Origin of the sequence: Paenibacillus sp. cl6col (assembly GCF_900102125.1) — a bacterium.
Classification (GTDB): Bacteria; Bacillota; Bacilli; order Paenibacillales; family Paenibacillaceae; genus Paenibacillus_B; species Paenibacillus_B suaedae.
Genome location: NZ_FNAZ01000002.1, coordinates 155,882 through 179,404 on the forward strand (window position 1 = coordinate 155,882; position 23,523 = coordinate 179,404).

Annotated in this window: 15 protein-coding genes; all 15 read left to right on the plus strand. The window is 46.2% G+C overall.

Annotated features, from left to right (window positions below; translation table 11 throughout):
* Nucleotides 1-393: 393 nt before the first annotated feature.
* The 15 genes from adhE to metG all read left to right on the plus strand — a co-directional run bounded on the left by adhE (nt 394) and on the right by metG (nt 23,438).
* Nucleotides 394-3,021: a bifunctional acetaldehyde-CoA/alcohol dehydrogenase gene (adhE, locus tag BLS15_RS04805; protein ID WP_021253025.1), complete on the plus strand. Its 2,628-nt coding sequence runs from the start codon at nt 394-396 to the stop codon at nt 3,019-3,021.
* A gap of 501 nt (nt 3,022-3,522) precedes the next feature.
* Nucleotides 3,523-5,790 (plus strand): formate C-acetyltransferase, encoded by a 2,268-nt coding sequence (gene pflB / locus BLS15_RS04810; RefSeq protein ID WP_090510349.1) that lies wholly within the window; start codon nt 3,523-3,525, stop codon nt 5,788-5,790.
* 181 nt (nt 5,791-5,971) lie between these two features.
* Nucleotides 5,972-6,703 (plus strand): pyruvate formate-lyase-activating protein, encoded by a 732-nt coding sequence (pflA, locus tag BLS15_RS04815; protein ID WP_021253023.1) that lies wholly within the window; start codon nt 5,972-5,974, stop codon nt 6,701-6,703.
* Nucleotides 6,704-7,173: 470 nt separating this feature from the next.
* Complete coding sequence (locus tag BLS15_RS04820; RefSeq protein WP_021253022.1) at nt 7,174-8,811, plus strand: DUF4855 domain-containing protein; 1,638 nt, start codon at nt 7,174-7,176, stop codon at nt 8,809-8,811.
* 299 nt (nt 8,812-9,110) lie between these two features.
* Nucleotides 9,111-10,475, plus strand: a complete 1,365-nt coding sequence (locus BLS15_RS04825; RefSeq protein WP_021253021.1) for an ABC transporter substrate-binding protein — start codon at nt 9,111-9,113, stop codon at nt 10,473-10,475.
* 128 nt (nt 10,476-10,603) lie between these two features.
* Nucleotides 10,604-11,488, plus strand: a complete 885-nt coding sequence (locus tag BLS15_RS04830) for a carbohydrate ABC transporter permease (protein ID WP_021253020.1) — start codon at nt 10,604-10,606, stop codon at nt 11,486-11,488.
* Nucleotides 11,488-12,318, plus strand: coding sequence for a carbohydrate ABC transporter permease (locus tag BLS15_RS04835; RefSeq protein ID WP_021253019.1), 831 nt, complete (start codon nt 11,488-11,490; stop codon nt 12,316-12,318). The genes BLS15_RS04830 and BLS15_RS04835 overlap by 1 nt, the downstream gene beginning before the upstream one ends.
* 88 nt (nt 12,319-12,406) lie before the next feature.
* Nucleotides 12,407-14,335, plus strand: a complete 1,929-nt coding sequence (locus BLS15_RS04840; protein ID WP_021253018.1) for a cache domain-containing sensor histidine kinase — start codon at nt 12,407-12,409, stop codon at nt 14,333-14,335.
* Nucleotides 14,332-15,933 carry a response regulator gene (locus tag BLS15_RS04845; protein ID WP_021253017.1) on the plus strand — a complete coding sequence of 534 codons (1,602 nt, stop codon included), beginning with the start codon at nt 14,332-14,334 and terminating at the stop codon, nt 15,931-15,933. Before BLS15_RS04840 ends, BLS15_RS04845 begins: the two co-directional genes overlap by 4 nt.
* A gap of 58 nt (nt 15,934-15,991) precedes the next feature.
* Complete coding sequence (gene nagZ, locus BLS15_RS04850) at nt 15,992-17,632, plus strand: beta-N-acetylhexosaminidase (protein WP_028533137.1); 1,641 nt, start codon at nt 15,992-15,994, stop codon at nt 17,630-17,632.
* 245 nt (nt 17,633-17,877) lie between these two features.
* Nucleotides 17,878-19,980: a stalk domain-containing protein gene (locus BLS15_RS04855; RefSeq protein ID WP_021253015.1), complete on the plus strand. Its 2,103-nt coding sequence runs from the start codon at nt 17,878-17,880 to the stop codon at nt 19,978-19,980.
* A 199-nt stretch (nt 19,981-20,179) separates the two neighbouring features.
* Nucleotides 20,180-20,647: a Fur family transcriptional regulator gene (locus BLS15_RS04860; protein ID WP_021253014.1), complete on the plus strand. Its 468-nt coding sequence runs from the start codon at nt 20,180-20,182 to the stop codon at nt 20,645-20,647.
* Between the two features lie 71 nt (nt 20,648-20,718).
* A complete protein-coding gene (gene yidD, locus BLS15_RS04865) occupies nt 20,719-20,955 on the plus strand; it encodes a membrane protein insertion efficiency factor YidD (RefSeq protein WP_028533136.1) in 237 nt (78 codons plus the stop codon).
* Nucleotides 20,956-21,048: 93 nt separating this feature from the next.
* Nucleotides 21,049-21,276, plus strand: coding sequence for a hypothetical protein (locus tag BLS15_RS04870; protein WP_021253012.1), 228 nt, complete (start codon nt 21,049-21,051; stop codon nt 21,274-21,276).
* Between the two features lie 149 nt (nt 21,277-21,425).
* Nucleotides 21,426-23,438: a methionine--tRNA ligase gene (gene metG, locus BLS15_RS04875; protein WP_021253011.1), complete on the plus strand. Its 2,013-nt coding sequence runs from the start codon at nt 21,426-21,428 to the stop codon at nt 23,436-23,438.
* Nucleotides 23,439-23,523 lie beyond the last annotated feature (85 nt).

Genomic DNA, 23,523 nt, shown 5'->3' on the forward strand with positions numbered 1-23,523 from the left:
CATATTTCAAATTTTAGTAATTTTGACCCAAAGAATTCCATGTGACAAGTTTCACTATATGAATACGTATTACTATCATGGATGTTCCGCACGCAGTTGTCAATTTATTTACGATTAAAATTATTTACAGTTTGGTTAAATCGAGTGATTAATATCACGCCAATCAAATAAAATCGGGGAGAAATAAAAAAATAAGCAAAATCAATCAGAGTTGTGAAATTAATCACATACTAACACGCGAAAGATGGATACAATGAAAGTGTGAAATGATTCACAAACAATTGTAACCAACACGAACCTCAGAAAAGGACCGTAACAGAACAGCAGACACACCGTATAGAGAAACCCTTTCTTAGGTTCATTGCAAGGTATCCATGAATGGAGGCGGAGAGAATGGCGACAAAACAAGAAACGAAACCAACTGTAGAGAAAAAAACGGAGCAAGTCGATGTTACGAAGCACATTCAGCAACTGATTGACCGCGCGAATAAGGCGCAGGAAGCATTTATGGACATGAACCAAGAGCAGATAGACAAGATCGTACAGCAAATGGCACTCGCTGGCTTGGATAAGCATATGATGCTTGCCAAGATGGCTGTTGAAGAAACGGGCCGCGGTGTGTATGAAGATAAAATTACGAAAAACATTTTCGCAACTGAATATATCCACAACTATATCAAGTATGACAAAACGGTAGGTGTCATCGAGGACAATCCGCAGGGTGCTTATATGAAGATTGCGGAACCGGTTGGAATTGTCATGGGGATTACGCCGGTAACGAACCCAACTTCAACAACCATGTTCAAGGCGCTCATCGCGATAAAGACACGCAACCCGATTATTTTCGGCTTCCATCCATCCGCTCAGAAATGCAGTGCGGAAGCAGCTCGCATCCTGCATGAGGCAGCAGTGAAATATGGTGCTCCTGAGCATTGTATCCAATGGATTGAGTATCCGTCGATGGATGCGACTAACGGCTTGATGAACCACCCTGATGTGGCGCTAATCCTGGCGACAGGCGGTGCTGGTATGGTTCGCTCCGCTTATAGCTGCGGCAAGCCTGCCTTAGGCGTTGGCCCAGGTAACGTGCCGTGCTTCATCGAGAAGACGGCAGATCTGAATCAAGCGGTAACGGATTTGATTCTGTCCAAGACGTTCGATAATGGCATGATCTGCGCATCCGAGCAAGCCGTCATCATTGAAGAGCCGATTTACGCACAAACGAAGAAAATGATGACCACACAGGGCTGCTACTTCTTGAATAAGGAAGAGACCGGCAAGCTCCAAGCGATGGCAATGAAGACAGACACCTGTGCGGTGAATCCGAACATCGTGGGCCAATCTGCAAAGAAAATTGCTGAGATGGCCGGACTTCAAGTACCAGATACAACGAAAATACTTGTAGCTGAGCTGGATGGTGTGGGGCCGAAGTTCCCACTGTCTGCAGAGAAGCTGAGCCCCGTGCTTGCTTGCTACAAGGTGAAGACCGCAGAAGAAGGCGTTGACCGCGCGGCTGAAATTGTGGCATTTGGCGGTATGGGTCACTCTTCGGTCATCCACTCGAATGATGACGAGGTAATTCGTAAGTTCGCCGACCGTCTGCAAACAGGCCGCATTCTGGTCAACTCTCCTTCTACTCATGGCGCGATTGGAGACTTGTACAACACCAATATTCCTTCGTTGACACTTGGCTGCGGATCGTATGGCCGCAACTCAACTTCTTCGAACGTAACAGCGGTCAATTTGCTGAATATTAAACGGGTGGCGAAGCGTACAGTGAATATGCAATGGTTCAAGGTGCCAAATAAGATTTACTTCGAGAAGGGTGCAACACAGTACTTGGCGAAGATGCCGGATATTAGCCGTGTCATGATTGTTACCGACCCAATGATGGTGAAGCTGGGCTACGTGGAGAAGCTGGAATACTATTTGCGTCAACGCCGCAACCCAGTCGTCATTGAAGTGTTCTCGGATGTCGAGCCAGATCCTTCGACGAAAACAGTGGAACGTGGTACAGAAATGATGCTCAGCTTCGAGCCAGACTGCATTATCGCCTTGGGCGGCGGCTCGCCGATGGATGCAGCGAAGGGCATGTGGCTATTCTACGAACATCCAGATGCTGAATTCGATAACCTGAAGCAGAAGTTCTTAGACATCCGCAAGCGTACATTCAAGTATCCACGTCTTGGCCAGAAGGCGAAGTTCGTCGCAATTCCAACGACTTCGGGTACTGGTTCGGAAGTAACCTCGTTCGCGGTTATTACGGATAAGGAAAAAGGCAATACGAAATATCCGCTAGCTGATTATGAGCTGACGCCGGACGTAGCGATTATTGACCCAGAGTTCGTGTACAGCTTGCCGAAGACGGCAGTTGCTGATACGGGAATGGACGTTTTGACGCACGCGATTGAAGCGTATGTATCGGTAATGGCAAGCGACTATACTGATGGTCTGGCAATAAAGGCCATTCAGCTCGTGTTCGAGAACTTGGTGAAATCCCATCATGAAGCATGTCCGAAAGCGCGCGAGAAAATGCACAACGCATCGACACTTGCTGGTATGGCATTCGCGAATGCGTTCCTAGGCATCAACCACAGCTTGGCGCATAAATGGGGAGCGCAATACCATACTGCACATGGTCGCACGAATGCGATTCTCATGCCGCATGTCATTCGCTACAATGCGAAGAAACCAACGAAGTACGCTTCGTTCCCGAAATATGACCACTTCGTAGCAGATGAGCGCTACGCGGAAATTGCACGCATCCTCGGTCTTCCATGCCGCACCACGGAAGAGGGCGTGAACAGCCTTATCAACGCAATTCGGGAATTGAACCGCGAACTGGGTATTCCAGAATCGTTCCAAGCAATTGGCTTCGATGCCAAGGACTTCGAATCCAATGTTGATTACTTGGCAGACCGCGCCTTTGAAGACCAATGTACAACAGCGAATCCGAAGCTTCCACTCGTAACAGAGTTGGCTGATGTATATCGGAACGCATTCTATGGACGATTTGAATAAGTTAGAATGATACGATAGCAGGGCAGTGGGCAGCGGGGAAGATCTTCCCCGCTGTCTTTGTTGTATAATCAACTTCTGAACCATTGCTTATAATGCGGTAAACGAGTGCTAATTAAGTGCTAACCACCTGCAAAAAGCAGGGCAGCAGTGGAGATTACAACATTTTGAATTATATTATGTGAAAAAAATCATTTGTCTAGCTTATATTGTGATAAATATCACATAATTGAAAGTGTGAAAAGAGGTACAATGAAGGCGTAGCAAGGGAGGAACGAAAAAGGTTCAGAATTCGCCTCTAAAAAACTTGCTGCATAGCCTCACTCGGCATTACGAAAAGGCAGCTATCGAACGAATGCGAAAGATAAGATAACCGCCTTGCAGCCTTTTTCGTGAAAATCATCACAAGCAATGTGAAATGGGAACGAGAACATCTTGCTGGGTGTGTGCTTTCAATTCGATTACAACACATACAGAAAAACAAACATGTATGGAGGGATTACGATGTCGGTGATGGAAAAGAACATGACAGAAACAAATGAAATGAATCCTTGGCGTGGATTAAAAGCAGGCAAATGGCAAACACACGTGGATGTCCCGAACTTCTTGGACGGACACATCAAGCCTTACTTGGGCGATGAAGCATTCTTGGCAGGTCCAACGCAAAATACGAAGGATCTGTGGGATATCGTGAGCCAGCTCTCCAAAGAAGAACGTGAACGCGGTGGTGTATGGGATGTTGATGTTAACACGCCTTCAACGATCGTATCGCACAAACCGGGATACTTAGATAAAGAAAAAGAAAAAGTAGTAGGTGTACAAACGGATGCTCCGTTCCGCCGCTCGATTCAACCATTTGGCGGTATTAAGATGATGATCGATGCTTGTAAAGCATACGGCTTCGAAATGCCGGAAGATGTTATCAAAATTTTCACAGACATTCGCAAAACACACAACCAAGGCGTATTCGATGCTTATACATCCGACATGCGCATGGCGCGTAAAGCTGGTATTATCACAGGATTGCCAGATGCTTACGGCCGCGGCCGCATCATCGGTGACTACCGCCGTGTAGCGCTGTACGGTATAGACTTCTTGATTAAACAAAAGAAAAACGATCTGAATAATCTTGAGCTGGATGCAATGGATGAAGTTACTATCCGTGACCGTGAAGAAATTTCAGAACAAATTCGCGCACTCGCTGAATTGAAAGAAATGGCTGCAATGCACGGTATGGACATTTCGAAACCAGCTGTCAACGCACAAGAGGCGTTCCAATGGGTATACTTCGGTTACTTGGCAGCCATCAAAGAACAGAACGGTGCAGCAATGTCCCTTGGTCGTGTATCCTCGTTCCTCGATGTGTATGTGGAACGCGATATTCAAGAAGGTACTTTGACAGAGCAAGAAGCTCAAGAATTGGTTGACCATTTCATTATGAAATTGCGTATCGTTAAATTCTTGCGCACACCTGCTTACAACGACCTGTTCAGCGGTGACCCAACTTGGGTAACAGAATCGATCGGTGGTATGGCTTCTGACGGTACAACACGTGTAACGAAGAACAGCTTCCGTTTCTTGCATTCCTTGTACAACTTGGGACCTGCTCCAGAGCCTAACTTAACTGTACTCTGGTCGACGAAGCTTCCTGAAGCGTTCAAGAAGTATTGTGCGAAAGTATCGATTGAAACAAGCTCCATTCAATATGAAAATGACGACCTGATGCGCCCAATCTATGGTGACGACTACGGTATCGCATGTTGCGTATCCGCAATGCGTATCGGTAAGCAAATGCAGTTCTTCGGCGCTCGCGCCAACTTGGCGAAATGCTTGCTGTACGCAATCAACGGCGGTAAAGACGAGAAGCTTGGCTTGCAAGTAGGACCTGAGCTTCCTCCAATCACAAGCGACGTATTGGACTACGACGAAGTCGTGAAACGCTTCAAGCAGATGATGGAATGGCTCGCGAAGTTGTACATGAACACACTGAACGTGATTCACTTCATGCATGATAAATATTGCTATGAGCGCATTGAGATGGCGCTGCATGATAAAGAAATCTTGCGCACAATGGCTTGCGGTATTGCCGGCTTGTCGGTAGCAGCTGACTCCCTGAGTGCAATCAAATATGCTAAGGTAACACCGATTCGCAACGAAGAAGGCATTGCCGTTGACTTCCAAATCGAAGGTGAATATCCTTGCTACGGTAACAACGATGATCGCGTAGACAGCATCGCTGTTGAACTTGTTGAATCGTTCATGAACATGATTCGCAAGCACAAAGCTTATCGCAATGCATTGCCAACACAATCGGTACTGACGATTACGTCGAACGTTGTGTACGGTAAGAAGACAGGTACAACTCCTGACGGACGTAAAGCTGGCGAACCGTTCGCTCCAGGTGCGAACCCAATGCATGGCCGCGATAAGAAGGGTGCGCTCGCATCGCTTAGTTCGGTAGCGAAGCTTCCATATGAGCACAGCTTGGATGGAATCTCGAACACATTCTCCATCGTGCCTAAGGCGCTTGGTAAAGAACTTGATGTTCGCAAATCCAACCTCGTATCGATGATGGATGGATACTTCGGCAGCAATGCGCACCATCTGAACGTTAACGTGTTCGACCGTGAACAGCTGATGGACGCGATGGAACATCCAGAGAACTACCCGCAATTGACAATTCGCGTATCGGGTTATGCAGTTAACTTCATCAAACTGACTCGCGAGCAGCAATTGGATGTAATCAACCGCACATTCCATGGTTCGATGTAAGAACCTTCTGAACGGTTGAAATCGAAGTAAGTTGAGCAATGTAAAGGATATACTCGATATTTGATAAGTAAAGGGGCGCAACTACACCACATGCCTAGTACCTTTCGGTCAATGGCAGGGAGGGAGCGCCCCTCTTGTCATGTAAGCAGGTTGTAATGGGCTGGAGAGGAAAGTGATAGAGATGATCGGACGTATTCACTCGTTAGAAACATTCGGTACCGTTGATGGACCTGGCATACGATTTATTTTATTCATGCAGGGGTGCGCGCTCAAATGCCAATATTGCCATAACCGTGATACATGGAGCTTAGGTGACGGCAAAGAAATGACACTTGAGGAAGTACTTGCTGAAATTGAACCTTACTTGCCTTATTACCGCAGCTCTGGCGGCGGTTTGACCGTATCGGGCGGGGAGCCAACGCTGCAAGCTGCATTCGTTAGAGAGCTATTCCGTGAAGTGAAGCAGCGCTGGGATCTGCATACAACCCTGGATTCGAACGGTTTCAACGAAGTAGCGAAGCTCGAAGAATTGATGAATGTTACGGATCTAGTACTGCTGGATATTAAGCATATTAACAATGAGAAACATATTGCACTTACAGGTGTGCCGAATGCACGTACGCTGGATACGGCGCGTTGGTTATCTGAGCATGGCAAGAAAATGTGGATTCGCCACGTATTCGTACCGACGATTAACGACGATGAAGAGGATTTGCTTGAACTGGGTCGTTTTATCGGTACACTGCAAGGTGTTGAGAAATTCGAAATCCTGCCGTACCATCAAATGGGCGTATACAAGTGGGAACAGCTAGGTGAGAAGTATCCGCTTGAAGGGATTCCTTCCCCGACTGCAGAAGAGGTGGAGCGTGCTTATGCGCTTATTGAGAAGGGCCGCAGGCAGACGAGCGTATAGTGTATTTCATATCTATTTATATAGGAAGAGAGATGACTTGCCTAGCAGGGAAGAGGTCATCTCTTTTTTTGTTGCAATAGAGGAAAGAGTGTTCACTTAGAACGTGCATTCAATAGTATTGTGTGTAAAATGATCGAAAAGAACTATTTCTAAAATGGAAGGAAAAAACTATAATGCGCTGTAAGGATGAAAAAAAAGGAAATCCCCCTAATCTATAATGGAAGCGCTATCATATAAAATATTTTATCGCCAAACATATATGCTGTTGAAATGCATTCTATTGTCCTCATGACTAGTAGGTGAAGAGATGCTGTTAGCTACTGGTTCAACATAGAAAAGGCATCAGGCATCATGAGGGATCAGCTTTCTTGGATGAATTTATGAATAGAGGAGGTATGATTGCAGCTTAATCATTAGATGATCCGGGCCGTATTCTTCGAAAATGAACGTATAAAGGAGGGATATTGATTATGAAGAAAAAGATGACAGCACTTGTGCTTAGCATGATGCTGGTATTGTCAATCATTCCGAACATGCCGAATGCTCAAGCGGCACCACAGCTCAGCAATCTTGCACCGAGCTCAACCTACACTTGGTCGGAAGCGCCGGAATCGAATTATCCGGATCCAGGCAACAAGCTGACTAATGGCGTTAAGGGCGCTGCGAATGTGACGGATCCAGCGTGGGTAGGGCACATTAAGAAGAAGGCGCGGGAAGTCACGTTTGACTTGGGCCAACGGAAATCGATAGCAAGTGTTAAGGCGCACTTCCTTCAAGATTGGCCGGGTTCTGCGATATTGTTCCCGTTGAGCGTATCTATATATGTGTCAGATGATAGTATTAATTGGGGAATTGTCGGGCACAAAGCAACGGAACGAGGCTGGACGAATGGCCCTCCGATTGATCAAACCTATGTATGGGATGGCAGCAAAGATGGGGTTGCAGGCGGAGGGCAAGGTGCTACGATGGCCTATGCACGCTACGTGAAGGTTGTGTTCTCGATGCATCCACGGGCATGGACATTTATAGATGAGATTGAAATTATGGGAACAGACGGCAAGGCTGATGGAGCAGTTGTCGTGAATATGAAGCCGTTCGAATTCCAGTATCCAGGCGTCGATACTGCTGGAATTCGTAATTTATCGCTTGTCTATAATGGGTATTATCCTGACGTTCCTGCGTGGACAAAAGACAGCCTGATTCCGGAAATTGGTTACGTGAATCAAGCAGGTCAAGTTCAGGATTGGTTCTTTGATGGTGTGTTGATGCTGGGTCTCCAATCTCCGGCGGGTCGTGATTTCGGAAATAATTCACTCCTGACGGATTGGCAATGGTATCTGGATAAAACATTTGGCGCTCAAGGTGACTTAAAGCAGTTGAATGAGGCAACGAAGGAAGTAGGAATCCAACTAGGGCAGCCGAACCACAAAACGAAGGTTGTCATAATGCTCCCAAATCCGGGAGAAACAACGACGAATTTCGGTGATATTGACGGAGACGGCATTACCGAGAATTTTAGTGAAGCCAGCGTGGGCATAGAGAAAGCCTTGGCGACACGCCAGAAGGCAGTCAGATGGTGGCTGCAAGAGGTACAAAACCGCTGGAATGCCAACAACTACTCCAACCTTGAACTGGTTGGCATGTACTGGGTGGATGAAGAGATTAGCTGGTCCAAGTCAGCCCCAGACTTCCTGCGGATGATGAACTCGGATGTTCATGCAAGAGGGTTGAAATCGTTCTGGATCCCGCATTCCTTGACCTATAAGAGTTTTATATGGAAGGACGCAGGCTTCGATGCAGCGACGTACCAACCGAACTACTTTTTTGAAGATTTGTCAATCGATCGTCTTGTAGATGGTATTCAAACTGCCAAACGATATGGTATGGGCGTTGAGGTCGAGTTCGACAACCGTATGTTAACGGATAATATGTTCCGCAACCGATTCAATGATTATATGAACGCAGGCTATCAATATGGATTCGCGGGGAAAGGCTTTACTGCGTATTATAAAGGAAGCGGGCCGGTTCTGCGCGATGCAGCAAACAGTACGAATCCTAGCATACGTGCGCTGTATGATAGGCTGTACAATTTCACAAGAGGGAATTAAATTAGAGGATGCAAATGCAATAGCTTATATTCAATCACCTGCTCTATAAAATTGTAATGCGTAAGCTGAATTGGGAAATACTAGACAAGCAAATCTTATAGTTGTTTCACAAATTAGCGGTCAAATCCTCAAATCGAGGTTTTGACCGCTGTTTTATTTTATCCCTCATTTGTTAGAGGATTTTATCCCCCAATAGTTAAAATGTCGTCCTTACAGGAAGGACATTGTCGAATTATAATAAAAGCGTACCAAACAACAAGAAGATACTGGCAGACAAAAACATACGGGAGGGTCCTTACATGAAAAAAGGATTGGTAATGATTCTGACGCTTCTGTTCATCGCAACGACAGCGCTTACAGGATGCGGATCGAAGACAGAGAGTGGTTCTGAGAAGCCAGCGAACCAAACAGCTGGTGAAGATAAAAAGGTTGAACCATTTGAGCTTACACTTCGTCATACGCAGCTAGGCGATTCGAAGAAAAATCGCTTCGCTATCTTGCAAGATGTTGTGAAGAAGACAGAATCCGAAGTTCCAGGTCTAACAATTAAGCTTGACGGTGTTGACTCTGAGGTTAACCGTAAAGAGAAGCTTCGTGCAGAAATGGGAAGCGGATCTCCTCCAGATATCTTTGATGCCTTCGGTAACCCAGACGTGAAATTGTACGCGGAGAATGGACTTATACTTGATGTAGCTCCGATTCTGGATGAGCTTGGATTGAAGGACAAGTTCCAATCCCTTGCACAATGGACAGTAGAAGACAAGATCTACGGTTTGCCAATCGGTGCTTCAATTGAAGGTTACTTCTATAACAAAGACTATTTCGCTGAAAAAGGAATTCAAATTCCAAAAACATTGGCTGAGCTTGAAGCAATCGCTGAAAAAGTAAAGGCTGACGGCAAAATTCCATTCGCAATTGGTTCCAAGGATGCTTGGGTGCCATTGATGACAACAAACACGTTGTGGTCCTACTTCGGCGGTGCGGACATTACTTCCGGATTTGCGAAAGGAACAACGAAGTGGAACGATCCAAAAATGGTAGAAGCATTTGCGAAACACCAAGATTGGATCAAGAAAGGCTACTTCAAAAAAGGCGAGCTTGGTCTTGACTATGCAACACAACGTACACAGTTGGTAAATGGTGAAGCAGTTATGATGTTCGATGGATCTTGGGCATCTTCCGTATTCGCTGATGCAACACAATCCGGTAAATTGCATAACAAAGCTGGTTTCTTCATGATGCCTCCAGCTAAAGAAGGCGAAGGCTACAGCGTAATGTTCGACTCGAACAACGGTTATGCATTCTCTTCCAAGATTGCTGAAGATCCACGCAAGATGGAAGCGGTAAAAGCGTTCATCAAGAACTTGTATAACGAAGACATGCAAGTACGCGGCTTGAAGGAAGATGGCGTTATCCCTGCAATGAAGGTTGACCAAGCGAAGCTGGATGAAGCTTCCCAAGGAAACGACTTGCTGCAAGCGATTATGGCTCAAATGAAAGACGTGAAATTCACATGGCCTGCATTTGACGCTCTCGTACAAGCGGATGTGAATACGGCACTCGGTCAACAGCTCCAAAAAATGATTAGCGGCGAAGCTGAACCACAAGCGGCTCTGGATGCCGTACAAAAAGTACAAGAAGAAGCGAACGCAGCATCGAAATAAGATAAATAAAAAGCAAGCTTGACCACAAGGAGCACCACCTGTCCGTATCGGGGGGTGGTGCTCATTTATCATCCTGAGCAGCAGTCAACCAGTATGATTACGATGTGGGACGGACGGAGGGAAATCATATGAATAAAGCATTAAGAAACCCCTTAACATATGTGTTATTTTTGCTTCCTACGCTCGTTTTGTTCATCGCATTCTTTATATACCCGGTAATCAATGCGATTTACTACAGCTTTACGAGTTGGAACGGAATATCGAAGGACGTTACATTTATTGGCTTTGACAACTATCTCAATGTGATGAGTAAGCCAGACTTTTGGGAATCGGTGAAGAACAATGGATACTTTATTTTGTTCTCTTTGTTAGTCCAAGTCCCGTTAATCATTTTCTTCTCACTGCTCATCTCCAATGTCAAGCGTTTGAAAGGATTGTACAAGACAGCAGTATTCATGCCGTCTGTTATGTCCACGGCCGTCATCGGTATTTTGTGGGGCTTCATTTACGATCCGGACACAGGGCTTCTTAACAAGCTGTTAGGTTTGTTCGGTATCGATCCGCTTATGTGGCTGGCAGACAAGAAAACGGCAATGATTTCGATCTTGATTACGAACGCTTGGCAGTGGACCGGTTTCTACATTGTTATGGTGTTGGCTGCAATTCTAGCGATTCCGAAAGATCTTGACGAAGCAGCGATGATTGATGGCGCAACTGGCGTTCAACGTGCGATGCGCATTACGATTCCGCTTATTATGCCGATCATCTCCGTGGTTATTATGCTATCGATCGCAGGTGCAATGAAGGCGGCAGATATCGTCATCGTTATGACCAAGGGCGGCCCGGCAGGGGCAACCGATGTTATGGCAACTTATATGATCAAGCATTCGATTACAAGCTTCAAATATGGCTATGGGAACAGCATCGCAGTCCTTATCTTCGTGTTCACGCTCATCGTTACTGTGCTTTACCAAGTACTTATTGCGCGTAGAACGGAAAGGATTGAATACTAATGATGAAACAGCTGAAAAAGGGCACCCCTCATATTTTCCTACTGTTGTATTTGGCGGTTATTCTATTCCCATTCCTGTTCGTCTTGTTCTCATCGGTAAAGACAGACAACGGAGCCATTGCAGCGAATCCATTCGGTTTGCCGACAGAATTTGCTTGGGATAACTATGTGAAAGCTTGGGTCAATGCCAAAATTAGCACTTATTTCGTAAATAGCTTGTACATTTCTCTTGCAGCATCCGTGTCTACGATTCTCATCGCGTCTCTTGCATCTTTTGCGATTACACGTATGCGCTATAAGAAGATGAGTGCAGCAGTGTTCCAGTTTATTTTGCTAGGCTTGCTCATTCCGGGCAATGCATTGCTGCTTCCGATTTACGGCATCTTGAAGAACTTGAACATGCTCGATAAGCACTGGGCCCTATATGTTCCTTACACGGCAGGGGCAATACCATTTACGATTATTATCTTGGCGGCATTTATGCGAAGTCTCCCGTCTGAGATTGAGGAAGCAGCTGTAATTGACGGCTTGAAGGCACCAGGCATTTTCTTCAAAGTCATCTTGCCGTTGACGGTACCAGCGCTCGTGACCGTATTCATTGTCAACTTCCTCGGCAACTGGAATGAATTCTTGCTCGCAAACTTCTTTATCTCAACAGACAACTTGCGTACACTTCCGGTCGGTATGGTCGGCTTCCGTGATACGTATAACACGAACTACGCGCAGATGGCGGCTGGTATCGTATACAGTGTCGTACCTGTTATGGTCATCTACGCTATCCTGCAAGAGAAAATTATTGAGGGTCTCACAGCAGGCGGGGTTAAGGGCTAATCTTTTCATAGTTTCTGCATGAAATGTAAGCTCTTACGTGTTAATATATTCATAGATGACTAGAGAGAGTAAAGGGGTAATGTGCACAATGAATTTACGATTTAAGATGTTTAGTGGATTTATTTTGCTTATCATTATCCCTTTGCTTTTACTTGGAACGATTACATTTGTGATTACATTCAATTTGCTAGAGAAGAAATATAGTGAGCAAGCGCAATTCTCGATGCGGGCCATGAGCCACAGCATCGGCTACATATTCGATGAAATCAATAAAGTATCCGACACAGGCATTGCGAATAACGTCTTCCAGAAGGCGTTGGTATCGCCTAATCCTTACGAACACGATATGGTAAGCTCAAGCGTCGTCAGATATGACGATAATGGAAAGCTGTACTTCGTGGATGAACAGGGGCGGCCAGTCGGGAAGCAAGTTGATGATACGCTAAAAGGCACGGACTATATCCGGATGAACGAACGCCAGCAAAATTTCCGCAAGCTGCTGTTCAACCATCCTGCGATTAGTTATGCCTTTTTGTACAATTTCAGCCCATATGCACAAAGAGAAGGGATTATCCCTATATTTTCCAAAGACAACTTCAAGGAAATGCCTTTTCATGAATTCAAAAAGCATCCTGTGTTTAAGAAAGTCATGGACTTGAACGGGGTTCCGTTATGGGTCGGGCCAAATGAATTTCCAGAACTGACGGGCTCCGAGCAGGTCTTTACCCAGATTCGAGTTGTGAAGGATCTATCGACGATGAGGCCAATTGGAATATCGATCATCCAGATTAAGAACTGGGATCTCGACACGTTCTTTAACAAGTTTTATACGGCTGATCAGATGGAGAATACGAAGTTCTTTATCGTCAATCGTGATGGACAGATTCTATACGACAACTCGAAGCAGCTCGCTGGCCATATGATCGCTGATTATGCTTCGAAGCCGATCAAGTTCGAAAATACATATGTAAGCTACAAGGACAAATTCGGGGAACGCGAAAGTGTGATCACGTACCACCCCATGAGTGATTACGGCTGGTATTTGATTTCCGTGCGCGACTGGAGCTCTCTCTCGAAGGAGATGGTCGTATTTCTGAAATGGGTGTCTACCATCTTATTCCTCTGCATCCTTGGAGCGCTGCTGTTCAACCTGTTGTTTACGAACCGAATAACGCGCAACATTACGCGCATCGTTCGATTTATGCGCAGGGTTGAGGATGGAGATCTGAACGCCCGTGTTGATGAAGAGGGCAGAGATGAGTTAAGGATGCTCTCGCACGGATTCAATAGTCTCATGGAGCGTGTGTCTGGCCTTATTGATCAAGTGAAGAATGAGCAGCAGCAGAAGAATAAGGCGGAAATGAGAGTGCTGGAAGCTCAAATTAAGCCGCACTTTTTATTTAATACACTTGAATCGATTAATGTGCTGGCTATTCAAAATGAAGGGCGAAAAGTTAGCCAGATGGTTTATCGCCTCGGCAATATTTTACGCATTAGCATTCAGGATAAAGAGGAGATTACGCTTCGCGAAGAACTTGAATATTTGAAGAGCTATCTTGAAATTCAAAAGTTCCGATTCGAGGAGCTGTTCAACTTCGAAATTGACGTGCCGGAGCACATCATGCACTGCAAGGTGATGAAGCTGACCCTGCAGCCGCTTGTCGAGAACTCAATCCAACACGGATTTGATGGAATTGAGCACACAGGATGGATCCGCATTACCGCATTTGAGGATGAAGATCGCATTCTCATTCGGGTAGAGGATAATGGGATGGGCATGTCGAATGAACAATTAAGAAAGTTCCAATATATGCTCTCCGATGAGCAAAAATCGGTTCTGCCGCAGGAAGAAGAGTCGTACAATACGGAACGTAGGGGACTCGGAGTTCGCAGTGTAGCAGATCGCTTGCGCATTCGATATGGTCCTGGTTATGGATTGTTCATCTGTTCCGCTTCACAGATGGGAACGATGATTCAGTGTGTGATACCGAAATACGAACAGGGTGATACGTTATGAGTGTGAAGGCATTGCTCATTGATGATGAGGTACCGATTTTGAACAACTTGAAGCTGGTCATCCCGTGGGATGAGCTGAATGTTGAATTAGTAGGCACAGCTCGCAATGGTGTGGAAGGGCTGGAAATGGTGCGGCAGCACGAGCCAGACATCATTTTGTGTGATATTCGTATGCCCGTTATGGACGGTATGGACTTTCTGCGGGAAATTCGTAAAATTGGTTGTGAAGCCGAGGTTATGATGCTGACGGGCTATCAGGAATTCGAGTATGCTCGCATCGCAATGCAGCATGGTGTTCGTGATTATGTACTGAAGCCGATTAACTACGATGAGCTGGAATTGACCGTGAAGAAGCTTGCTGATCTTGTACGCACCCGTCAACTGGAGAAGAAGCTGTCGGAAAGGCGCTGGGGGCGCATGATTAGTCTCGCTTATGAGAAGATGATGTTCGATGTTCTTATGGGATTCTCCACTGGCGCACTTGCGGCCTTCATGGTCGATGAAGAGCAGCCGATTGACAAGTTGGCTTACTCGCTGCTGCTCGTTGACTTGGATGGCTATGCGCAGCAAAGCGCCTCTTGGAGTGACAATGAGCGCAAGCTGTGGAATTTCGCAGTTCGCAACGTGCTGCAGGATGCTATAGTGGATGATTGGAATAAATATGCCGTATTGCAAATGCGTGAAGGGGAGTGGTGCGTACTTCTTCAATGCTATCGTGACCAGCATGAGGTTACTTCGGTCGATATGGCGCGCTGGGCACAGGAAATTCAGCAGGCGGTTCGAGGCCATGTGAAGATGACCGTAAGCCTTGCATGGGATAATGGGCCGATCCCTCTCATGAGCTTGGCACATACGTACAAACGCCTGCAGCGTACTCTTATTTTGCATACCGATGATGAACAGCTCGTATCTGTCGATGAAGGCTCAGTAGCAAGACAGGCGGCCTCTGTCTCACAGTGGCAGTTAGTCGAAGATATCGTGGCGGGGATGAAGCAGAATGATCGCTCTAAGGTCGATGACGGAATGCATGCCTTGCAATCCAGCCTGATGTATATGTCTGAGCAGTCCATCGTTCGTGCGGAGACGTTCCTTCATTATGTCATCATTCACTTGATTCGTGAGATGAGAGAGTGGGAACTAGTTACACCACAAGAAGAAGAAGCGGTGTGGAATAAGCTTCAGCATATGATGGGCGTCAAGGACTTAATGTGTGCGATTATGGAGTTAGTCGATCATACGAAGGAACACGCGATGAACAAGAAGTCGAGCGAGCTCCTGATGATATCAGCCAAAGACTATATTCACCGCAATTTAGGCTCAGATATCGGCGTTGAGGAAATGGCTGATTACTTAGGAATCAGCTGCAGTTATTTCAGTTTGTTGTTTAAGAATCATTTCGGGGAAACGTTTGTTGAATACGTGACGCGTCAGCGAATGGAGCTGGCGATGTCATTGCTCCGCACAACAGACAAGAGCATTACACAGATTGGTGCGCTTGTTGGATATTCAGAAAGACGGTACTTCTCCAAGGTATTCCAGAAGTACACAGGCAAGAAGCCGACGGAATATCGCGAGGATGCCGTTCAGACGGGAAAATGATAACGCTTAAATGAATCACATCAAGAATTCACGATATGAAGAGGATGGGATGAGTGAGATGAGTAAACTTCAACTGACACTTGAGCAAAAAATTGGCCAAATGGTGATGTGTGGATTCGCAACGACAGAGGTAAACGATAATATCCGTTCCTTGATTAAGGAGCACCACGTTGGAGGCATTATTTATTTCAAGCGCAACGTAGTTAACAAAGAGCAAGTAAGTGCGTTATCTCATCATTTGCAAGAGATTTCCGGTGAACAGACGAATATTCCGCTCTTCATTAGTATTGACCAAGAAGGCGGTATGGTGGCACGGATCGACTGGGAGGATATTACGCTGATCCCAGGCAATATGACAATTGGAGCCACGCGCAGTGCTGAGCATGCTTATGAGGCTGCACGTATTTGCGGAGAAGAGATGCTCCGTCTTGGCATTAACATGAACTTCGCACCGAGCTTGGATGTGAACAACAATCCGGAGAATCCTGTAATCGGAGTTCGTTCATACAGTGAACGTCCTGATCTGGTAGCTGAACTTGGAACTGCACAAATTCGCGGCCTGCAAGAGGCAAATGTGGCTGCAACAGCGAAGCATTTCCCAGGACATGGCGACACGGCTGTCGACTCTCATCACGGCCTTGCTGCTGTAACGCATGATGAGGAACGTTTGGTTGCAGTTGAGCTTGCTCCATTTGCCCGTGCGATTCAAGAGGGTGTTGATTGCATTATGACGGCGCATGTCATTTTCCCTGCATTTGAGCCGGATTCCATCCCAGCTACGTTGTCCCATAATGTGCTTACGAAGCTGCTCCGCCACCGCATGGGCTATGATGGCTTGATCGTAACAGATTGCTTGGAGATGCATGCAATTTCGAAGGAAGTTGGTGTGGCTGAAGGCGCGGTGCGCGCAGTTGAAGCCGGTGCTGATATTTTGCTAGTCAGCCATACGTATGAAGAGCAAGTTGCATCGATTCAAGCGCTGTGCGAGGCCGTTCGTACCGGTCGCATCGCTGAATCGCGCATCGACGAATCCATCGATCGTATCATTACCTTGAAAAATAAGCGTCATATGGGCGAAGAGACAGAAGTTCCAGAGGATTTCGCTTCTTATTTCGCTACGCCTGAATCTAAGGCATTGGTTGATCGTATGTTCGAGGACAGTACGACACTTGTTAAGGATGAGGCGGGTGCACTGCCGCTTGATCGCATCGCGAAAACGCTTGTGATCTGGCCTCAAGTGCGGAATCGTTCAGAGGTCGATGATCTTATCGTACAGGAATATACGTTGGCATCTGCACTGCAACCACATATGAACGATGTGGAGCTGCTCCGGATTAACAATGATCCAGACTCCGTTGAAGTGGAAGAAATTTTGGCAAGCACAGAAGGATATAGTCAGATTGTGATCCTGACTTACAATCCAGTATCGAAGCTACATCAAGGACAGGTTGATGTGGTGAATGCATTGTTAGCACGCAGCAATACACGCGTCATTGTTGCATCGACTCGTAATCCATATGATCTGAATCAATTCCCTGATGTACCTACGTACTTGTGCTGCTATGAGAACCGCCCTGCTGCGATGAAGGCGCTGGGAAATGTACTGCTCGGCTTACAGGAGCCGAAGGGCAAACTGCCGGTTACGATTTCGGAGCAATACCCATTTGGGCACAGTGCTTCTTACGCGAAACAGCAATAGAACTCATCTCGAGACCTGTACCGATCGATCGGTGCAGGTCTTTTTTTCTGGATATGAAGACAATGTAAATCACAACGATTTCAGAAAATGAAATGAAAAAATTGACTTTCATTTAATATTCCTTAAAAAAAGAATGAAAAAATAGAAACTTTTTACCCAGCAATGCGTCTATAACTATGTTCAATCGTACACATTGTATTAACATTTCGAAATATAAATGATGGATGAGGAGTAGGACATTTACTATGAAATCTTGGAAAAAGCTTTTCGTTGCCTGTGTAGCCGCAGTGCAATTGCTCACAGTAGTACCTGTGTTCGCTGCAGAGGGGACGACGAATACTGAGGTAAGTGGTACAGTCGAAACGGATAAGTCTTCAAACACAGCGGAAGACAGCAGCAATCAGGAAGAGAATCAGCAAGACAACAAGCAAGTTTCGCAGGCACGTGTTCAATCCGTTCTACCTGGGGAATATGACAAGAATGTTGTTGTCCTAATTGCAGACAGCAATAAGATCTATCAAGATGGGATTGAATACACATCTCCACAGCCGATTACGGTCAAGAAGGGCGTTTCCTATATCGCAATTCGTTCACTGATAGATCGCTTTGGATTCAAGCTGGACTTTGATAACAAGACGAAGGAAACGATCATCAAGAACGGTGACAAAGAACTTCGTTACAAAATGGGAAGTGCAGACTATCGGGTAAACGGTGTCTCTACAAAAATGAAGGGCGCTTCTTATATTTCAAATAGCGTATTCATGGTTCCAGTTACATCCGCGATGGATGCAATGGCAATTCCATATAAGTGGGAACAAGCGTCGAAGCGCATCATCATTCAGCTTAGCGCTAAGCCAATTGCGAAGTTTAAAGTTGATCAGAAAGACATTATTGCAGGAGAGACTCGTGTTACATTCACAGATCAATCCACGCATCCACGTGGCCGGCAGATTGTTGAAGTAGATTGGGACGGGAATCAAGAAATCTATGACGAGCCAGGCACATATACGATTACACTGCGCGTACGTGATGAGGATGGGGAGTGGAGTGATCCGTATTCCCAGACAATTACGGTTACAAGACCGCATACACCGCCAGTAGCAAGCTTCCGTACGGATAAAACGACATATAAAATGGGTGAACCGATTAAATATGACGATTTGAGTACGGATGAAGAAGATACGGAATTGAAACGCGAGTGGGTGAACAAGCAACCGGCATTCTTCGAGCCGGGCGAAAAGACAATTACGCTGAAAGTAAAGAACAAGTACGGCCTTACGGCTGAAGTAAGCCAAACGATCTCTGTAACGGATGAAGTGCTGTACACGTTCGATGATTTTAACAAATTGTTCACACCACAAGGGGATAAATATCAAGTAGACGCTGGGTCTATTCTTGGTTATAAGGAAATCAAACCAAAAGTGACCGAAGAACGCCGTGCATTGTACCGCGCGAACAGTCCAGAAGAAGTATTGAAAGATGGAATCCTATATCAAGATCGCGTTGCAGGCGGAGCGCGGATTTTTGCTCACCATTTGAATTCGACCAATTATAATATGAAGTTTTACATTTTGGTCACGAACGTATCCGATGATCCGGCTACCTTGACGGTGCAGCACCAAGGCTTTGCAGGGCCTAGTCCCAGTCCGCAAGATACGGGGATGAAGGCGACAGTTCGTTATTTCCAATCATTTGAGGATGGCAAAACAACGGAAACAAAGTTGAAGCCGAATGAAACGAAAATTGTAGTACCGGAATTGAGTAATCCTACATTCAAGCCGAGAGATGTGTTTACGTTATATTCGGATTTCTACGGAGATAGTACGCTTGAATATACGATCGTAGCGCTGGATGCGAAGAAGGATGTATTAAAAGAATTCGAGAATTTGCCTCAGCTGCCGATTGACGGGAAGCATATCCGCGGAACATTCGAAAATGCCGATCGGGTGTTCACGGTGGACGAAACAGTTGGTACCAAGGAAGAACGCCTGTTAATCGCAGATAACAATAGCGATAAGTACATTACCGGATCCGACATGATGACGTTTGAAGATCGTCTAAATGCGGGCAATTATGGAGTGTTGTATCGTATCCACTTGAACAAGGTCGCGCCTAACACACTTATTGCCTTCAATTCGCGCGCAGGATCATATACGGGTGCCATATTAGTAAATGGTAAGGCGGTAAATACGCCGAATCAGGGATTGCTAAAAGGTTCGAATGAAGCAAGTGTCGTCTATCGTACAGGAGATTATGAAGAAAAGGTTGAGATTTTATTCTCTCCTGCAGCAGGCAGCAGCTTGCCGGTCAATTTCATATTCATGCCACTTCCGAAGGCGAAGTCTTAACCCAATAGGAATCTTTTTGTGCATTAGGAATAACCAGAGCACTCATTTTGTATAACATTGAGCCATTTTTTTGAGAAGGACTGTCTCCGATTTTTGTAGAATAGGGGCAGTCCTTTTTCTATACTTCGGGTTTGACTTTACCGCTAGTAATAGCGCATTATAGTAGTGACGGGTTCCACATCATAGAGGAGGGACTTCGATGCTGAAGACAGAACAAATTATAGAGAAAATGGCTGATTCAGGGATGAGGATTACGGATCAGCGTCGAACCTTAGCGAAGCTGTTCGCTGACACGAATGGATATTTAACACCTAAGGATGTATACGAATTTATGGGGAAACGCTATTCCGGCTTGAGCTTCGACACGGTATACCGCAATTTGCGAATCATGTTCGATCTAGGCGTTCTTGAGCAGGTAGTGTTCGAGGATGGAGTCAAGTTCCGCGTAACTTGTGCAGATGGGCATCATCACCATCACATGATATGTTTGCAGTGTGAGAAGACGTATCCTATCCATTTCTGCCCGATGTCGCAGACCGATGTACCTGATCAATTTCAGGTCGTTCAACATAAATTCGAAGTGTTTGGATATTGCTCTACATGCACTGATAAGGATAATTCATCATCTTCTGTACCTAACCATGATGCAGGTGGAACCGGAATATGACGGAGGATGAAGGCAAGCAATGCTGCTCCTTAAGTGAGGAACACGCTGAGTGCCAAGCTGACAAGCGTCAAATTCGACGAAGTCTAGGAACAAGGGTGGCACAGGCACCAGTTCGAGCCTACCGCAAATGGATATCACCGCTCAAACCGCCTACGTGCCGCTTCTATCCGACATGTTCCACTTATGCGATGGAAGCATTGGAAGTCCATGGGCCTGTGAAGGGCACATGGCTGACGATGAAGCGAATCGCCAAGTGCCATCCATTTCACCCTGGAGGAATAGACAAGGTTCCTCCGAAGCGTCCTTGACAGAGGGACAGTTCCTGATTTATATTTGAGGGTAGTTGTTGGATGCACATAATTGGAAATCGATATCTCCGAGGAACGGATAAGTAAGCAGAGATGCCATTTCAGAGAGCCGGTATTGCTGGGAACCGGTATGGACACTCTTCCGAACATGGTCCGGGAGGAACTGATGGTGAGCGAGTGATTGAGCTGCGAGAAGCAGGCTCTACCGTAAGCTGTTGGCGCATCATTCCCGTTAACGAATGCTTGATCGGCTACATACCGGTCACAATGAAGCCGCCTGTCGATATGTATGCAGGTGGGAAATTGGGTGGTACCACGTGAGATACAGCTCTCGTCCCAAATTGGGCGGGGGCTTTTTCTGTTTATTGAAGCTTTTGTCGAAGCTTTGATTGAAACTCTAGTGAAGTGCAAGAAAGACAACATCGGATTTGCTGCATGAAGAGGCATATGCTGAGGAGGATGAACGAACAATGAGTCAACAACGCAACACATTTTACATCACAACGCCGATCTACTATCCAAGCGACAAGCTGCATATCGGTCATGCGTACACAACTGTAGCAGGGGACGCAATGGCACGCTATAAGCGTTTGCGCGGTTTTGATGTTCGCTACTTGACGGGTACAGACGAGCATGGTCAGAAGATCGAACGCAAGGCGAAGGACGCAGGGGTAACTCCACAGCAGTTCGTTGACAACATTGTAAGTGGGATTAAGGAACTGTGGAACAAGCTGGATATCACTTATGATGACTTTATTCGCACAACTGAAGACCGTCATAAGAATGTGGTTCAGACGATTTTCGACCGCTTGGTTCAGCAAGGAGACATTTACAAGGGGACGTATGAAGGCTGGTATTGTACACCGTGCGAATCGTTCTTCACAGAACGTCAGCTCGAGAATGGCAACTGCCCGGATTGCGGCCGTTCTGTGGAACTGGTTAAGGAAGAGAGTTACTTCTTCCGCATGAGCAAATATGCGGATCGACTGTTGGAATTCTATGAAGCGAACCCAGAGTTCATTCAGCCAGAATCCCGTAAAAATGAAATGATTAACAACTTCATTAAGCCAGGCTTGGAAGACCTTGCTGTATCCCGTACGTCTTTCGATTGGGGCGTGAAGGTGAAAGACGATCCGAAGCATGTTGTTTATGTATGGATCGATGCACTGTCCAACTACATTTCCGCTCTAGGATATGGCTCGGACAATGATGAATTGTACAAGAAGTACTGGCCAGCGGATGTTCATTTGGTCGGGAAAGAGATCATTCGTTTCCATACGATTTACTGGCCGATTATGCTGATGGCGCTTGATCTTCCGCTTCCGAAGAAAGTGTTCGGACACGGCTGGCTACTGATGAAGGACGGCAAAATGTCGAAGTCCAAAGGCAATGTCGTCGATCCTGTTATGCTGATTGATCGTTACGGATTGGACGCGCTTCGTTACTACTTGCTGCGCGAGGTGCCGTTCGGATCAGATGGTACGTTTACGCCGGAAGGCTTCGTAGAACGCATTAACTTCGATTTGGCGAACGATCTTGGCAACCTGTTGAACCGCACCGTTGCAATGATCGAGAAGTACTTCGACGGCGAGATTCCTGCATATGCAGGCCAAGTTACGGCTTTCGATGGTGAAATTGCAGCCTTCGCTGCGCAGACAGTGGATAAAGTGGAAGCAGCTATGGAAGATATGGAATTCTCCGTAGCTCTGACTGCCATCTGGCAGTTCATTAGCCGTACGAACAAATACATTGATGAGACACAGCCTTGGGCACTTGCGAAGGATGAATCCAAGCGTGCAGAATTGGCTTCTGTTATGGCGCATTTGGCAGAGAGCCTGCGTATTTCCTCCATTCTGCTGCAGCCGTTCTTGACACAAGCCCCAGCGAAGGTGTGGGCTCAGCTTGGTATTGAAGCGGGAACGATTACGTCTTGGGAATCTGTTCGCACATTCGGAGCCATTCCGAACGGAACCAAGGTCGTGAAGGGTGACCCGATCTTCCCTCGTCTGGAAGTAGCTGAAGAGGTGCAAATCATCGCTGAAGCAATGAACGGAGGTAAGAAGGCAGAGCCAGCAGCTGAAGAAGCACCTGCCCAAGCTAAAGCAGACAACAGTGCTGCTGCGGCTGAGACAGGGTCGGCGAAGCCGGAGGATGCCAAAGAAGAAATCGCAATTGATGATTTTGCGAAGGTAGAGCTGCGCGTTGCACAAGTCACACATTGTGAACCTGTTCCTAAAGCAGATAAGCTGTTGCGATTGGAATTGGATATGGGCTATGAACAGCGTCAGGTTGTATCTGGAATCGCTCAATATTACAAGCCAGAAGAGCTTATCGGACGCAAAGTAATCTGTGTAGCGAATCTGAAGCCAGTGAAGCTGCGGGGTGTCTTGTCCCAAGGTATGATTTTGGCTGCTTCGAAGGACGGTCAATTGACGGTTGCGACAGTCCCAGACAGCATGCCGAATGGTGCAATTGTGAAGTAACAGAGGTTTGAACGAAATAAATAGGTGGCAGGCATACGTGGATGATTAGGGTATGAATTGCCATAGAAAAAGGCCGGGATCTAAA

What these genes read in the sequence shown, in the direction of transcription:
- adhE (WP_021253025.1), top strand. Translation starts at nt 394, where the DNA reads ATGGCGACAAAACAAGAAACGAAACCAACTGTAGAGAAAAAAACGGAG.
- pflB (WP_090510349.1), top strand. Translation starts at nt 3,523, where the DNA reads ATGTCGGTGATGGAAAAGAACATGACAGAAACAAATGAAATGAATCCT.
- pflA (WP_021253023.1), top strand. Translation starts at nt 5,972, where the DNA reads ATGATCGGACGTATTCACTCGTTAGAAACATTCGGTACCGTTGATGGA.
- BLS15_RS04820 (WP_021253022.1), top strand. Translation starts at nt 7,174, where the DNA reads ATGAAGAAAAAGATGACAGCACTTGTGCTTAGCATGATGCTGGTATTG.
- BLS15_RS04825 (WP_021253021.1), top strand. Translation starts at nt 9,111, where the DNA reads ATGAAAAAAGGATTGGTAATGATTCTGACGCTTCTGTTCATCGCAACG.
- BLS15_RS04830 (WP_021253020.1), top strand. Translation starts at nt 10,604, where the DNA reads ATGAATAAAGCATTAAGAAACCCCTTAACATATGTGTTATTTTTGCTT.
- BLS15_RS04835 (WP_021253019.1), top strand. Translation starts at nt 11,488, where the DNA reads ATGATGAAACAGCTGAAAAAGGGCACCCCTCATATTTTCCTACTGTTG.
- BLS15_RS04840 (WP_021253018.1), top strand. Translation starts at nt 12,407, where the DNA reads ATGAATTTACGATTTAAGATGTTTAGTGGATTTATTTTGCTTATCATT.
- BLS15_RS04845 (WP_021253017.1), top strand. Translation starts at nt 14,332, where the DNA reads ATGAGTGTGAAGGCATTGCTCATTGATGATGAGGTACCGATTTTGAAC.
- nagZ (WP_028533137.1), top strand. Translation starts at nt 15,992, where the DNA reads ATGAGTAAACTTCAACTGACACTTGAGCAAAAAATTGGCCAAATGGTG.
- BLS15_RS04855 (WP_021253015.1), top strand. Translation starts at nt 17,878, where the DNA reads ATGAAATCTTGGAAAAAGCTTTTCGTTGCCTGTGTAGCCGCAGTGCAA.
- BLS15_RS04860 (WP_021253014.1), top strand. Translation starts at nt 20,180, where the DNA reads ATGCTGAAGACAGAACAAATTATAGAGAAAATGGCTGATTCAGGGATG.
- BLS15_RS04870 (WP_021253012.1), top strand. Translation starts at nt 21,049, where the DNA reads ATGCCATTTCAGAGAGCCGGTATTGCTGGGAACCGGTATGGACACTCT.
- metG (WP_021253011.1), top strand. Translation starts at nt 21,426, where the DNA reads ATGAGTCAACAACGCAACACATTTTACATCACAACGCCGATCTACTAT.